Origin of the sequence: Holdemania massiliensis, assembly GCF_022440805.1 — a bacterium.
In the GTDB taxonomy this organism is placed as follows: domain Bacteria; phylum Bacillota_I; class Bacilli_A; order Erysipelotrichales; family Erysipelotrichaceae; genus Holdemania; species Holdemania massiliensis_A.
On sequence record NZ_JAKNTK010000001.1, the window covers coordinates 2,138,486 to 2,153,874 of the forward strand.

Below are 15,389 nucleotides of genomic sequence, written 5' to 3' on the forward strand. Positions count from 1 at the left end.
ACCGCTCACTTAAAACAAGTTCGAATAATCTCAATCACCTTATCCTGCTGCTCCACTGTCATCTTGTTGTCACTTGGCAAGCATAATCCTCGATTAAAGATATCCATTCCGACGTCCAATGGTTTGCCATCTTTCCCCAGCATTCCACCCTGAATGTAGGCATTCGTCTTTGCCCTACCATTTCCTTCTCTTGTAATAAAGCCATTCATTCGATACATTGGCTGCATATGCATCGGCTTCCATATCGGTCTTCCTTCTGCGTTGTACTTCGCTAAGGTTTCCAGAATTTCTGTAGGACAGCTCTTTCCAGGTTCACTCACATACAAGGCTTCTTGCTCTCCTCGCATTTGTTTACACATCGCTTCTGGATTGATAAGCATACAGCTTAACCAGAAGTTAGGTTCACTGTTCTTGGCATCATAGGGATTCATGGTTACAGGCAGATCCTTTAATCCCTCTTCATAGCGTTTGTAGATTGCTTTCTTTTGAGCGATATGTTCTTCCAAATAAGGGAATTGTCCTCTTACCACTCCCGCAATGACGTTACTCATGCGGTAGTTGTAACCGAGTTCCTCATGTTGATACCAAAGTGCATTCTCTCTCGATTGGGTTGACCATTTTCTGACTTTGTTCGCTGCTTCTAAATCATCGGTAAGCAACATCCCTCCAGATGAACCTGTGATGATCTTGTTTCCGTTAAAGGAAATACAGTTATAGGTTCCAAAGGTTCCTGTTTGTATGCCTTGATAAGTTGCTCCTAAGGACTCTGCCGCATCTTCGATAATAATTGCTTTATGCTTCTCACAAATGGCTTTGATTTCATTTACTTTTCCTGGTGTTCCATATAAGTGTGCGACAACCACAACTCTTACTTCAGGATAGATTTCAAAGGCTTTCTCTAAGGCAACAGGATCCATATTCCATGTGTCGTATTCCGTATCAATAAAGACTGGAACGCCCCCTTCATACACAACGGGGTTCACTGTCGCATCAAAAGTCAAATCGCTGCAGAATACTTTTTCTCCAGGTTTAACTCCTGCCAGTTTTACTGCCATATGTAAAGCCGCTGTCCCAGCGGATAAAGCAACCGCATAACGACAGCCCACCTTCTCACAAGCAAGCTGTTCTACGATATTGATGTTTTCTCCTACTGTCGACATCCAATTTTTTTCATACGCTTCCTGCATGTACTTTAATTCTTCTCCATGCATCGTTGGTGAAGACAGCCATACTTTTTCCTTGAATGGTTCCATTTCTATTTGACACCCCCTGCCACCACAACTACTTTTTCCTCGTTTAATTTCTTTACTTTTCTCGTCTCAATCTCATCCTGTTTCTTCTTAGGATGATAGGTTGGGATAATCTCAGAAACCAACTGTTTAATTGTTGAACTGTTTGTATAACTGGCTTCTGATAAGATCTCGATTTGATTCATAAACTGTTCCACATCAAAGGCAATGGGCTTTGCGATATGAATCAATTGATTCGGAGTTGTTTGTAACCCTTCTTCTGCCATCAGTTTCTCTTCGTATAATTTCTCACCGGGTCTTAATCCCGTATACTCAATCTGAATATCCACATTCGGCTTATAACCCGATAGCTTAATCAGATTTCTAGCTAGGGTATCAATCTTCACAGGATCTCCCATGTCTAAGACGAAGATTTCTCCTCCCTTAGCATAGGTTCCTGCTTGTAGCACTAAACTCACAGCTTCTGGAATCGTCATGAAGTATCGAATGATATCTGGGTGCGTTACCGTTACCGGCCCACCTTCTGCGATTTGTTTCTTAAATAATGGGATTACTGATCCATTGCTTCCTAATACATTCCCAAAGCGCACTGCCACAAACTCAGTTTTGACTTGGTTTTGACAGATCTCTTGGATTGGATTCCAGGTATGCGACCAAAGTTGAGGAAGAAACTGATAACTTCCAGTCTGACTGATTTGATTCATACTCTGAATCACCATCTCGCACAATCGCTTACTTGCCCCCATGATATTCGTAGGATTGACTGCTTTGTCGGTACTAATAAGGACAAACCGCTGACAGCCATTCTTTAATGCTGCATACGCTGTCTTATATGTACCAATGACATTGTTTTTTATGGCTTCATTGGGGCTCCCTTCCATCAATGGCACATGTTTATGCGCTGCCGCATGATAGACAATATCCGGTTTATATGTTTCAAAGACACTGTCAATTCTCCGGCTGTCCCGAACGGAACCAATTAAGACAGCCAAGTTTAACTCTGGATATTTCCGTTTCAATTCCTGTTCAATGTCATAAGCATTGTTTTCATAGATTTCAAAAAGAACGAGTTGTTGAGGATGATGGCCTGCGATTTGACGACATAATTCACTGCCGATCGATCCGCCTCCACCTGTAACTAAAATAACTTTCCCTTTCAAGTGTTCAAAGATTTCATCCATATTAACTTGAATGGGTTCTCTTCCCAAGAGATCTTCCACGGCCACTTCTTTCATCTTGGAGAAAGCGACATCGCCATTGACCATCTGATAGATTCCTGGAAGCATCTTCAGCTCACAGCCGGTTTCTTTACAGATATTCAAAATATCTCGTTTTGCTTTTGCTTTGGCACTCGGAATTGCCACTAGAATCTGTTGGATTTCATACTTCTCAACATTGACTAAGATATCATCCCGGCCTCCGACGATCGGAATCCCATCAATGAAGCGTCCCCATTTATTTGGGTTATCATCAATGATGCATTGAACTTTTCCTACATCAAATTCCGTTCGCTGCACATCTCGCAAAATCAATCGCCCTGCATCCCCTGCTCCAATCAACATAATGTTCTTTTCCAGTTTCTTTTTAGCCATTTTCTCTCTTCGGCTTCTTTCTAATAAAACAAACCGATAAGAGAAACGAATTCCAATAGTTAAACAGAATTGGATAATCATCCCAAACAAGTAGTAAGACATGGGCATTAGCTGAAAGAACGTCATGATTCCTAGACCATGAAGAATCCCCGTTATCAATGTCGCCACAGTGACTCGTATTAGTTCACTGTATCCCGCGAAACGCCATAAACTGCGATAGAGCTTTAAACTAAAAAAGACAAGTAAACAGATCGCTGTATAAATAGGTATGAATTGCATCCACGCATTTAAGTAACTCCGAGGAATCCTTGTGAACTGACAATCAAAGCGAAACCATAAGGCAAGCAGATACGCTAGGTTTACAGTGATAGCATCATAAACAATCAGGTATAAAGAGATCACATGCCAGTGCTCAATCTTTCGCTTTCTTTCCTGCATTTTTTCTCTCCCCCCTTTTCCCCAACTAAAAAACGACTCTTGTCAAAACCACAAAAATCGTTTCTTCTTTTTCTCTATTTCTTGGTATTTCACTCGGATTTCTTCATTGCTCAGAAGCTTCCCTGGATTCTCTTCTGTCAATTGTTTCGCAATTCGCAATCCAAACTCTTCTTCGAGTAAGTCATATGCTTCCTTTAAGATTAATGGTCGGTATTCATTGTGAGCGTCGCTCGCAATGAAGCTAACAAATCCATGTTCGATCATAGAAAACAAGATCTTCTTCGTTTCCTTTTTGAATAAACTATTCTGATTCGATTGAAGCAAATAGCCTTCCTTCAACCATCGCAAACAAAAGTTGGGATCTTCTTGTACATAGTGATATCGTTCAGGATGAGCGATGATAATTCGATACTTCAAGGATAATTCATAGAGAACCTCATCATATTCATCCTTGTAACTCTGAAATGGAAATTCAACGAGAATAAAATCGGATTCGGCTAAGGTTAAGATTTCTCCCTTTTCCAATAAGTCAGGTAAATCGTGATGAATGTAAAGCTCATTCCCTAAATGCAGTTTAATCGAACCTTGATAAGCTTGTTTTAGTTCATTGAATCGTTTCACTAACTCTGAAGCTTTAATCCGAAATTCGCCATTCTTCATGAAGTGAGGAGTTGTGATCAGCTCTGTAATCCCATCTTCCTCGGCTTGTTTTAATAAAGCTAAGGATTCTTCTAAACTTTGACTACCATCATCCACTCCAGGAACTAAATGACTATGAATGTCAATCATTTCTTCTTGCCGCTTTTCTTATTTAATGATCCTAATAAATTCGTTTTTTTCTTTTTATTTGGAGTTTTCTTCTGACTGTCACTGTAACGATAGCCATAACTGTTGTAGTATTTCTTCTGAACTGACATCATTGTCATGACAATCCCAATCACGTTAACTTGTGTTTGTTCTAACTGATCCTTCACGCGCAGTAATTCTTTACGTTCATTACGATTGGAAGCACACACAAGGATTGTTCCATCACAATAACTAGCCGCTACTACACCATCGGTGACTAACCCCACTGGTGGGCAATCCAATAAAATCAAATCATACTCTTCTCTTCGTTCATCAATGAACTCTTTTAAAGCCTTCGATTGAATAAACTCGGAGGCAAACGGAATCTTTGTCCCCGCTGTAATCACATCCACATGTTCATAAGGTTGTAATACAACCTCCTCAAACTCGGCTTGATGGCCAATAATATCTGAAATACCCTTTTTGTTTTTCAACTTCAGCTTTTTATGAATCGTAGGCATTCGTAAGTCCAAGTCAATCACAAGAACTTTCTTTTGAAGTTGAGCATAAACCATCGCTAAGTTTAAGACACAAGTACTTTTTCCTTCTTGTGCCGTTGTTGATATGATATTAATCACTTTCATATCCTTGTCAAAATTGCGCATCAAGATATTGGTTCTTAACGTCCGATAGGCTTCTGATGCCGAGGATTCTGGATCCGTTAATGTAATCAATTCATCTCCTACTCTTAACATTACTCTGTCCCTCCTGCATTCATATCTGGAATCAATCCAATAATCGGATAATCAAAAATTTGCTTCATTTCATCCTCTGTTCGAATATTCCTATCATTGAATAAGAGATACAACACAATACATCCATCAATAACACAGCCAATCAAAAATCCCATCAATGTATTCTTGAGATTGGATGGACTAGATTTTTGTCCTGGAACTTTCGCGGAGTTTAATACCGTCACATTTTCAATATTCATGATTGTGACGATCTTTCTGCGAAAAACGGAGACGATCTCATTCGCGATATTGGCAGATAATTGAGGATCTTGAGTCTGCACTGATATCTTAATGACTTCCGTATCTTTGACTGCAGAGATCTTAACCATGCCTAAATAAGATGCGTGATTGATTCCCTCCTGATCTAATTTCAGATTCCGGATGACATCATCACTTATCGCTTCACTCTTCAGGATTTCGCTGTAAGTATTAACCAATTTCTGTGATGTCTGAAGATCAGTATAGCTAATCTGTTGACTCTCTGGATTGGATTTCTGGACAATAATCAGCTTCGCTTCTGCGGTATACTTTTTCGGTATCAGAAACAAAGTCACCAAAGCAGCGACGATAGAGGTCGCCAAGATAATCAAAGCGAATGGTTTGAAATGCTTTTTAACAATTTCAAATACCCGCGAAAGGTCAATTTCAATTTCATCGTTTTCGTACATTTTCTATCTCCCTTTTTCTCTTCTCTATATAAAAGAATCCTATCTTTAGGATTCCCCAAATTGATTTTGGATGTTTCTTTCTAATTGAACGATATTGGAACTCGGTTGATAACTCTCATCTTCATAGATATTCCAATGAAGTTCCTTCGCTAAATCCTCATAGTTTTCCATCATGTAGATCGGGCTAAATCCGTTGTATTCAATGACTTTCTCAATCGAATCCATCCCTTTTGATGGGATTTGGTATTGGTCTATATGTTTTAAATCAAAGCTCAACAAGGAAGTGATATCATTTTTGATCTCGTTATTCGTTAAGTTGGTTTCCACATAAGGGAGCATTTCATCCACGATTCCCATTAATTCAAATACGTTCTTTTTAGATAACTTCTCTAAGACTTTCAGAATCACTTCGTTTTGTCGATCCATGCGATGAAAATCATCATCTACCTTCCGAATACGACAATAACCCAGCGCTTGTTTTCCTTTTAAGTGAAAGACATTCCCATCTCGAGTCGCCCCTAAATCCATGACTTGTGTAGCTAAGAGTCCATCCGGGAGTGTTATATCGATACCACCGACTAAATCAACTAAGGTTTCTAACGCTTCAAAGCTAAAACCGACATATTGCGTGATATCCAAGTCAAAGTTATAATTCAACGTCTTCACTGCGAGTTCTGGTCCACCACGCCAATGCGCATGATTCAATTTATCATAATCATTGTAGGGATCTGGAATGTAGATTAAGGTATCTCGCTGTAAAGAGGTTATTTTAATTTTCTTAGAATCAAAATCTAAAGAGATAATCTTCGTGGCATCAGAGCGTTCCATTTCATAACTTTTCCATTGTGCTGTTTTTGCGTTATCGGATCCAAATAAGGCGATATTCACAATGCGGTGATTCTTAACATGATCTAAGACTTCTTGGCTGACTAAGGCATCTTCGTTGGAAAGTTTCTTTGAACGGATTGTTCTATTCAATAAGGAATCAATATAGAGATTTCCGCCTAGAACTAGAATGAGGATGAAAGAAGCAAGAATGCCAATTACAATCAATAAGATCCTGGTTTTCTTGTCTTTCTTGTGGGGATTTCTTTGTTTTTTCAATCTGTCACATCCTTTGATATAAAATAAAAAAGGCAGGCTTCGCCACCTCAAGCATACGATGAGTTTGTAAAAATAACCATGGAATCGATTTGGAAGTGCCCATGCAACTATCCAAAACGTTTCAATCACTGGGTTTAACAATTAATCCTAGATAAAGTAATATCACTTGACCACAAATCTGAAATTGAACCTGAGCGGTACGTTGATGTCGATCGATCTTTTTGATTCGATTTTCCATGCCTTTTAAAGGCCCAGATTGAATAATCAGTCGTTTAGCATTCAAAATTCCTATTGATTGATGAATAACGTTATGCTCATCCATCAAAGAGGCAATGAAGTGTTGTTCATCGTTAGACAAATAGAAGTATTCTTTCGCTTCACGATGAATCAATTCTGTCGGATGTTGTTCCAGCCAAGTATTAAACTGCCTGGCAAACTCATCTTGAGTTAAATCACTAGTTATGATTACAGTTCCTGGAAACAATAAACGATCTAAAACCGTAACATAATCCTGTTTTTTAAAATACCGTTGTTTCTTAGGCAGAAAAGCTGTAAATGGGGAACTTCTTAACAGCTCAATGACTTCCTCTTCATGCCGCTTTTCTACTTCGATAAAATTCCATCTCATCCCATCGCCTCCTTTCCCAAGGAAACTACTGGTAAGATCTTCAGAGGAATCTTGAAGTCTGATTGAAGATAAACATCTGTCTTTATATCTTCACGCATGATCTGTAAGCCATGTTTTATATTTTTATGTATTATATATTTTCCAAACAATTTATTATTTTCACCCATATGAACTTGTCTGAAGAACACCTGATCTGTTCCACCTTGTTGATGATAGAAACCTACAGAAGTGACAACAATACGTTTAACCCCTCTTCCAACAACTTGTTTAAAGGAAGAAAAATCTGTTATTTTAGACTTGAGTTCAATGCTTTCACCTTTGGTCATGCTGCTCCCCCTCTCTCGATGGGAATCAGTTCATAAAAAAAGAACTGCTTCCTTCGCCCCCTGCGAAATCTCTAACAGTCGCTAACCGTCAGATAACGTACACCATTATTGACAGACTAATTTAACCCATTTATAATGAGACATGTATCAAAAAGAAACGTTTTTATCCAATTTTGGCATTAAAATCTTAGTGTCAAAAAATGTGTGACTTTTTTGCCATAAAAAAGGGAATAAATGTAATCAACAACCATTTTTATGTCATAAACAGTTATCATGAGATTCATTTATAACTAATCGATCGAAATAAAAAAAGGCGAATTCTTTCTGAATTTCACCCGATTATAGAAGCTGACCGTAACGTATTTTTGACAAACTCAAACAAAAAAAGAAGGAAAAACCGAAGTTCTCCCTTCTCAGTAAAGCTTATTTAAAGCGTTCTTTTTTGGAATAGGTCGTATGAAGCAGCTCATGGGCAAGATGACTTCCTGGTTCTTTTAAGAACTCCTCATACAAAGCAATAATCTGCGGATTTTCATGGGATTTGCGTACACTCTGCATCGCATCTTCATCATACAGAGCCTTGGCCCGTTCCTTCTTCCAATCAATCGGCTTAAATCCATTGCGGATCGTAGCCGAGATGATCGGCTGACCGCCGCCGTTGATGCAGCCGCCAGGGCAGCCCATAATTTCAATGAAATGATAAGGTGAAGTGCCTGCACGGATCTCATCCAGCAAAGGCTTAGCGCAGCTCATACTGGAAGCTACCGCAACCTTAACCTTCATGCCAGCAACTTCCAGCTCGGCGGTTTTCACGCCTTCCATGCCGCGGACAACAGTGAAATCTAAAGATTCTAATGGCTTATTTTCCAACGTTTCCTTGACGGTTCTTAATGCGGCTTCCATGACTCCGCCGCTGGCGCCGAAGATGACGCCGGCTCCGGAATACTGCCCAAACATATCCTGATCGAAATCTTCATCCGGCAGGTTTTCAAAGTTAATGCCGTACATCTTGATCAATCGGCCTAATTCACGGGTCGTCAGGACATAATCGACATCCGCTACGCCGTCTTTGCGCATTTCTGGCCGTACGACTTCGGCTTTCTTGGCCGTACACGGCATGATCGAAACAACGGTGATCTTGCGCGGATCGAGATTGTGTGTTTGTGCGTAATATGATTTCAGAATTGCACCGAACATCATATGCGGAGACTTGCAGGAACTCAGATGATCCAACAGATCTGGATACTCAAATTCACAATAGCGGATCCAGCCTGGGGAACAACTCGTAATCATCGGCAGGACGCCGTGATTCTGGACACGTTCAATAAATTCATGCCCTTCTTCCATAATCGTCAGATCCGCCGCATAATTGGTATCATAGACGCGGTCAAATCCGATTCTGCGCAGAGCGGCAGCCATTTTGCCCGTGACGCGCGTACCAATTGGCAACCCGAATTCCTCACCTAAAGCGGCCCGAACGGCCGGAGCGGTCTGCACGATGACATGCTGCTCAGGATCATTCAGAGCTTCGATCACCCAATGAATGTCTTCCTTTTCATATAAGGCACCCACCGGACAGGCGTTGACGCACTGGCCGCACTGCATGCAGTTGACGTCGTTTAAGCTGCGGTCAAAGACCGGCGCGACTTTCGTGTTGAACCCACGGTTGATAAAGCTGAGTATTCCCAGACCCTGAACCTTTTTGCAGGTTTCAATGCAGCGCCCGCACAGCACGCACTTGGACGTATCGCGAACGATTCCCGGGGCAACTTCATCGAGTGTTGGACTTGTCTTTTCCCCTTCATAGCGAACTTTGCGGATGCCTAACTGCTGTGCTAATTTCTGCAGTTCACAGTTCTGATTGCGAATGCAGGACAGACAGTCATCGCAATGATTTGACAGAATCAGCTCCACTGTATGTCTGCGGGCCTCCAGCGCTCTTTGTGAATTCGTGAAGACTTCCATCCCTTCGCTGACAGGATAAACGCAGGAAGCCCCTAAGCTTTTTGCCCCCTTGATTTCAACGGTGCAGACACGGCAGGCCCCGGTCTTGTTCACATCTTTTAAATAACAAAGTGTTGGAATCTGGATGCCGGCTTCACGGGCAGCTTCCAGAATCGTGGATCCCGGCTCAGCCTGAACTGGAATATTATTGATTTTTAAATTAATTTTCGTCATATTTCCGCTGCCTCCTTAATCGCGCTTAACCGCACCGAAGCGGCAGGTTTCCATACAAGCGCCGCACTTGATGCACTTGTCATGATCGATAACATAAGGCTTCTGACCTGGAACACCGCTGATCGCCCCAACCGGACAGTTGCGGGCACACATCGAACACTTGCGGCACTTATCCGGATCAATTGAATAATGCAGCAGTTTCTTACAAACCCCAGCCGGACAGCGTTTCTCCTTAACATGCGCTTCGTACTCATCACGGAACAGCCGCAGCGTGGATAAAACCGGATTGGCCGCCGTTTGTCCTAAGCCGCATAAAGCAGTATCCTTAATCATTTTGCCCAGATTTTCTAATTCATCTAAGGTTTCCATCGTTCCGCGGCCTTCGCAGATATCGGTCAACAGCTCCAGCATGCGCTTTGTGCCAACGCGGCACGGCGTACACTTGCCGCAGGATTCATCGACGATAAATTCCATATAGAAGCGGGCCACGTCAACCATGCAGTTGTCTTCATCCAAGACGATCATGCCGCCCGATCCCATCATCGAACCCAAAGCGATCAGGTTGTCAAAGTCAATCGGCGTATCCAGATCTTCCACGGTCAGACAGCCGCCGCTTGGACCGCCGGTCTGAACAGCTTTAAACTTCTTGCCGTTTGGACAGCCGCCGCCGATTTCATAGATGACCTCGCGCAGCGTAGTCCCCATTGGAATCTCAACTAATCCGGTATTGACAATCTTGCCGCCTAAGGCAAAGACTTTGGTGCCTTTGGATTTTTCCGTTCCAATCGAACTGAACCAATTTGAGCCTTTTAATATAATCTGTGCGACATTGGCAAAGGTTTCAACATTATTGATGATCGTCGGCCGGCCCCAGACACCGCTGACCGCCGGGAACGGCGGCTTCGGCACCGGCATGCCGCGCTTACCCTCAATCGACTGAATCAAGGCCGTTTCTTCACCGCAGACAAACGCACCTGCACCTAAACGAATTTCGATATCAAAGCTGAAATCCGTACCTAAAATATGTTCGCCGAACAAGCCCAGTTCCTTGGCCTGATCCATCGCGATCTGCAAGCGCTTGACCGCAATCGGATATTCCGCCCGAATATAGACGTAACCCTGCTGAGCGCCGATCGCATAGCCGGCAATCGCCATCGCTTCCAGGACCGCGTGCGGATCGCCTTCCAAAATCGAACGATCCATAAAGGCTCCCGGATCGCCTTCATCGGCATTGCAGATGACATACTTGTCGCCGGCCGGCTGATCTGCCGCAAACTGCCACTTCACACCGGTCGGAAAGCCCCCGCCGCCGCGTCCGCGCAGACCGGATTTTTTAATTTCGTCGATCACTTGCTGCGGCTGCATCTCATGCAGCGCTTTGGCCAGCGCCTCATAACCATCGCGGGCGATGTATTCGCGGATATTCTCCGGATCCAGCTGACCGCAGTTCTTCAAAGCGATGCGCTGCTGCTTGGCATAAAAACGAATCTTATCGATATCAAAGATTTTTTCCTGAGTAAGTTCATCAATATCATTCATTTCCAGACGTTTTACCGGCTGACCCCCGATAAAATGCTGCTCGATGATCTCCGTGACATCTTCCGGTTTGACATGACAATAGAAAATTTTATCCGGATAAACCGCCACAATCGGGCCTTTCTGGCAAAGGCCGAAACAGCCGGTTTTAATCACACGGATCTGTTGATCCAGGCCGCGTGAGCAGAGCTGTTCATTCATCTGTTCCATGATCAGCTGCGATGATGACGAAGTACAGCCGGTTCCCGCGCAGACTAAGACATGCAGCCGTGGTTCTCCCGGAACTGCCTGAGCGCCGGGATTGCGCAGAGCGATTTCCTTCGCCGCCGCTTCCCGCAGCTGACGAAGTTCATTCCATGATTTCATGTGCTTCTCCTCTTCCTTCCCTAGTGAACGCCGGACTCGGTCTTAATGATCGCTTTGATCCGATCCTCCAGCGCGGTTGAGCTGGTCGCATTGCCATAGACCTGATCGTCCAGAATAGCCACCGGCGCTAAGCCGCAGGCACCTAAACAACGCGTTGCATCCAATGAAAACAAGCCGTCAGCACTGGTCTGATTCACTTTTGTTCCCGTCAGATCACAAATCCGCTGCAATAGATCCGCTGAGCCTTTGACATAACAGGCCGTACCCATGCAGACGTTAATCACATGCTTGCCCTTAGGTTCCGTTGTAAACTGCGTATAGAATGTAACAACACCATACACCTCGGCCGCTGATACGCCGGACGCCGCGGCAATCTTTTCCATTGCTTCAAACGGAATATAGCCCAGTTCTTTCTGGACATCGTGCAGCATCAGCTTGACCGGTCCCGGCCGTCCGCGATGACGATCGACAATCCGATCAATGACCTGCATCGACTGTTCGTTGAGTTTCCCCATCCTTTCACCTCCACGTGTTATTTGGGTTCTCTATTGAAAACATCACAGGGATGATTCAACCTTGTTTTTCAGCCAGCCCAGTATGCCGTCAGCGGCTGCGCTGAGCAGGATAATCCACAGCGTCCAGGCCATCAGCCCGGTCATATCCAGCGCCACCCGCGCCGCATACGACATCTGCCGGCCGATGCCAACCCGAACCTGAGTAAGCACTTCCGCCATCACACAAACCCGCAGGCCAAGCCCAAAGCCGGTCTGAATCGCTGCCGCCAGATGCGGCAGAGCCTGGGGAAGACGGACCTTCCAGAAAACAATCCACGGCGTTTCCGGATAGCAGCGCAGCACATCCTGCAGCTCGCTGTCCAGCAGATCCTGACTGAGCAGGATAGCGGTATAAAAGACCGGAAACAGCACGCAGAAGCTGGTTACCATCACGCTGCCTTCGCTGCCCAGCCAGATCAGAAAAACCATAATATACGATAAATTCGGAATCGTCTTGATAATCACTTCCAACGGTTCAATGAAGCTCCGCACGGTTTTGTTCAGGGCTGCAGCATAGCCGCACAGACCTGCGATCACCAGTGAAAGACCGAAGCCTTTCAGCATCCGTCCCAAACTGGTCAGTGTCTGACGATAGAAATCGGGCCGGGCAAGATCGCCGAGCATCCGGTTCAGTACGTCCCACGGCATCGGAATCAGAATATCGTTATTGATTTTCATCGCCAGCCCCTGCCAGAGCACAAGCAGCAGCACGATCATGATTCCCTGTTCTTTTTTTAACCCTCGTCGCTGATTTCTCATGAAATTATTATATCATCAGACCGAATGGAAACGCTATCTTTATTTCCGCTTTTTCGACCTTTATTTTGTTTTCCATTTCACAAAAAAGGCAGATTAATCCGCCTTTTTCGGTTCTATTCTGGATTATTTGTTCAAACGAAAAACAACATGATTGCTTGCGCCCAGCATCTGCGGCTTTTCGCACATTGCCATATGAAATTCCAGCCAGCTTTGAAACGGTTCTGGTTTCAGCGCATTGAGCTTCTCTGCCAACAGCTCAGCCATCCCATCCGCCGCAAATTCCTGCACCGGCGTCCAGCCCTCTGCATCCAGCCAGCGATGAACTTGTTCCAGTCTCAGAAACACAAACGGAATGTCCGCAACCTTAAAGGTACTGCGGTCATACCGGCCATTGTCCAGAAATTCTGAATTGTAAACCATGGCTTCGGTCACAAACACCATATCGTTATTGATGAAGGCAAAGAATGCCGCCCCGCCTGGTTTTAAAACCCGCAGCACCTGTCGGACACATTGAGTTCGCTGAGCTTCCGTTTCAAGATGATACAGCGGCCCCAAACACAGGACAAGATCAAATGCTTCCTCCGTCAATGAGCTGAGATCCAGGGCGTTGCCCTGAATCACCGTCAAATCCATTTCCGGCTGACGTTTGGTCTGAATGAGCGCGCAGTGCTTCTTCACCGGCTCCACGGCTGTGACTGAATATCCTTCAGCGGCATATTTCAGGCTGTATGCGCCGGTTCCAGCCCCCACGTCCAGAATCCGCATTCCCGGCTTCAGAAATTTTTCAATCTGCCGCGTCGTCGTTAAAAATTCGATGGTACGCGCCGGCGAAGCCGTCAGCCGATGTTCTTCATCGAAATAATCATAGATCAGTTCCAGATCCATTCGTTCCGCCCCCTATCTTCTTGCCTCTAACTTAAAGCTTCGGCTTAGGCATCCAGACGGCTCAGCAATTCGCAAAGCAAAGCGTAGGTTCGCTGGAATGAAGCCAGATTCAGCTTCTCCTGCGGTGTATGAGCACCGCTGGCTTCCGGCACCATTGTGACGATGTCGATATCGGGAATCATCTCGCAGAACACACCGCATTCCGTACCGCCATGGCCCGCTTCCAGTTTCAGTTCCTTCCCGGTTTTCTCTTTCACCAGCTCCGCCAGTTTCTGCCGCATCACACTTTCTTCCTTGTAATCCCACGCCGGATAGCCGTTGTCAAAGCTGCAGGTCCAGCCATATAAGCCCGAAAGAATCTCCAGTTCATCACTCATCTTCTCAATCCAGCTTTTCTGCGCGGAACGCAGCGAAAGCGTGATGACCAGGCTGGAACCACGGCGCTTGATCGAGGCCAGATTTTCCGAAGCCCAGGTTAAGCCGGGTATCGCCATGCTTTTTGCCCGCAGACCGTTGGGCAGAACGGTGATAAAATCAATAAATGCCTTGGAATCCTCAGCGGAATAGACGTTTTCAATCGTCGTGTCTTCACTTAGGGTCAGCGTAACCTCGGGATCACTGGCTTTCAGTTCAGCCTTCACGTCGGCTGATACTTTCTCAATCGCCTTGCGAACTTTGCGGGCATCTTGGCTTGCGAAGCGAATCCAACAATCCCGTGGAATGGCATTGTCTTTGTTGCCGCCGTCCCAGTCCGCAATCCAGACTTCCAGCTCGTTTTTGACTAATTCCCGCAAAGCGCGGATCGCAATCTTGTTGGCATTGCCCAGCTCCTTATCGATATTGCCGCCGGAATGGCCGCCTTTTAACCCGGAAACGGTCAGTTTCCAGCCGCTGCCGTCCCATTTTTCCTGCGGCCGCACGCGCGTCATTGTGCAGACCAAACCGCCCGCTGTCGAGACTGCCGTTTTATCCTCACCGCCGCAGTCCATATTGATCATGCGGTGTGCGGTGAAATACTCCTTTTTCAGCCCCTGAGCACCGTTCAGGCCGATTTCTTCCATGACGGTAAAGACGCATTCCAGCGGCGGATGCGGTTTTTGTTCATCCTCCAGCAGGGCCAGCATCATGGCCACGCCAACCCCGTCGTCCGCCCCCAGCGTTGTGCCGCGGGCCTTCAGCCAGCCGTCTTCGACATAGGTGTCTAACGGCTGGGTTTCAAAATCAAAATCGACGTCTGCTTCCTTTTCACAGACCATGTCCATATGCGCCTGCAGAATCACAGCGCCGTGCTTTTCCATACCGGCTGTTCCGTCTTTGTAGATCATCACATTGTTCATTTCATCCTGAATCCAGCGCAGGCCATGATCCTTCGCAAACTGCACCAGCCAGTCGCTGAGTTGTTTTTCGTTGCGGGAGCCATGCGGGATCTTGGTCAGTTCGTTAAAGTAATAAAATATCCGTTCGTTGCAATCCATTGTCATCGGTGTACCACCCTTTCCTTGTTCTTTATTATATCGCTCATTTT

General features: G+C 45.0%; 14 protein-coding genes. All 14 read right to left on the reverse strand.

Going from position 1 to position 15,389, the window contains the following annotated elements; genetic code table 11:
* Nucleotides 1-5: 5 nt before the first annotated feature.
* Nucleotides 6-1,253 carry a DegT/DnrJ/EryC1/StrS family aminotransferase gene (locus tag MCG46_RS09805; RefSeq protein ID WP_240279797.1) on the reverse strand — a complete coding sequence of 416 codons (1,248 nt, stop codon included), beginning with the start codon at nucleotides 1,251-1,253 and terminating at the stop codon, nucleotides 6-8.
* Between the two features lie 2 nt (nucleotides 1,254-1,255).
* Nucleotides 1,256-3,280 carry a nucleoside-diphosphate sugar epimerase/dehydratase gene (locus MCG46_RS09810; protein ID WP_240279801.1) on the reverse strand — a complete coding sequence of 675 codons (2,025 nt, stop codon included), beginning with the start codon at nucleotides 3,278-3,280 and terminating at the stop codon, nucleotides 1,256-1,258.
* Nucleotides 3,281-3,322: 42 nt separating this feature from the next.
* Nucleotides 3,323-4,069, reverse strand: a complete 747-nt coding sequence (locus MCG46_RS09815) for a tyrosine-protein phosphatase (RefSeq protein ID WP_240279803.1) — start codon at nucleotides 4,067-4,069, stop codon at nucleotides 3,323-3,325.
* Complete coding sequence (locus MCG46_RS09820; RefSeq protein WP_240279804.1) at nucleotides 4,066-4,821, reverse strand: CpsD/CapB family tyrosine-protein kinase; 756 nt, start codon at nucleotides 4,819-4,821, stop codon at nucleotides 4,066-4,068. The genes MCG46_RS09815 and MCG46_RS09820 overlap by 4 nt, the downstream gene beginning before the upstream one ends.
* The gene (locus tag MCG46_RS09825; protein WP_240279806.1) at nucleotides 4,821-5,528 is read right to left on the reverse strand and encodes a YveK family protein; all 708 of its coding nucleotides are present in this window, start codon (nucleotides 5,526-5,528) and stop codon (nucleotides 4,821-4,823) included. The genes MCG46_RS09820 and MCG46_RS09825 overlap by 1 nt, the downstream gene beginning before the upstream one ends.
* Before the next feature lie 45 nt (nucleotides 5,529-5,573).
* On the reverse strand, nucleotides 5,574-6,632 hold the full coding sequence (locus MCG46_RS09830; protein WP_240279808.1) for an LCP family protein: 1,059 nt from the start codon (nucleotides 6,630-6,632) through the stop codon (nucleotides 5,574-5,576).
* 121 nt (nucleotides 6,633-6,753) lie between these two features.
* Entirely contained in the window at nucleotides 6,754-7,260 is a 507-nt protein-coding gene (locus tag MCG46_RS09835) for a transcription termination/antitermination NusG family protein (RefSeq protein ID WP_240279810.1), read from the reverse strand.
* A complete protein-coding gene (locus MCG46_RS09840; RefSeq protein ID WP_240279812.1) occupies nucleotides 7,257-7,586 on the reverse strand; it encodes a hypothetical protein in 330 nt (109 codons plus the stop codon). Before MCG46_RS09840 ends, MCG46_RS09835 begins: the two co-directional genes overlap by 4 nt.
* A 423-nt stretch (nucleotides 7,587-8,009) precedes the next feature.
* Nucleotides 8,010-9,764 (reverse strand): NADH-dependent [FeFe] hydrogenase, group A6, encoded by a 1,755-nt coding sequence (locus tag MCG46_RS09845; protein WP_240279815.1) that lies wholly within the window; start codon nucleotides 9,762-9,764, stop codon nucleotides 8,010-8,012.
* A gap of 15 nt (nucleotides 9,765-9,779) precedes the next feature.
* On the reverse strand, nucleotides 9,780-11,666 hold the full coding sequence (gene nuoF / locus MCG46_RS09850) for an NADH-quinone oxidoreductase subunit NuoF (RefSeq protein WP_020223598.1): 1,887 nt from the start codon (nucleotides 11,664-11,666) through the stop codon (nucleotides 9,780-9,782).
* A 20-nt stretch (nucleotides 11,667-11,686) separates the two neighbouring features.
* Nucleotides 11,687-12,181: a complex I 24 kDa subunit family protein gene (locus MCG46_RS09855; protein ID WP_154238727.1), complete on the reverse strand. Its 495-nt coding sequence runs from the start codon at nucleotides 12,179-12,181 to the stop codon at nucleotides 11,687-11,689.
* 42 nt (nucleotides 12,182-12,223) lie between these two features.
* The gene (locus MCG46_RS09860) at nucleotides 12,224-12,979 is read right to left on the reverse strand and encodes an ABC transporter permease (protein ID WP_240279817.1); all 756 of its coding nucleotides are present in this window, start codon (nucleotides 12,977-12,979) and stop codon (nucleotides 12,224-12,226) included.
* Nucleotides 12,980-13,102: 123 nt separating this feature from the next.
* A complete protein-coding gene (locus tag MCG46_RS09865) occupies nucleotides 13,103-13,864 on the reverse strand; it encodes a class I SAM-dependent methyltransferase (RefSeq protein WP_240279819.1) in 762 nt (253 codons plus the stop codon).
* 44 nt (nucleotides 13,865-13,908) lie between these two features.
* Nucleotides 13,909-15,345 carry a beta-Ala-His dipeptidase gene (gene pepD / locus MCG46_RS09870; protein WP_240279821.1) on the reverse strand — a complete coding sequence of 479 codons (1,437 nt, stop codon included), beginning with the start codon at nucleotides 15,343-15,345 and terminating at the stop codon, nucleotides 13,909-13,911.
* Between the last annotated feature and the right edge of the window lie 44 nt (nucleotides 15,346-15,389).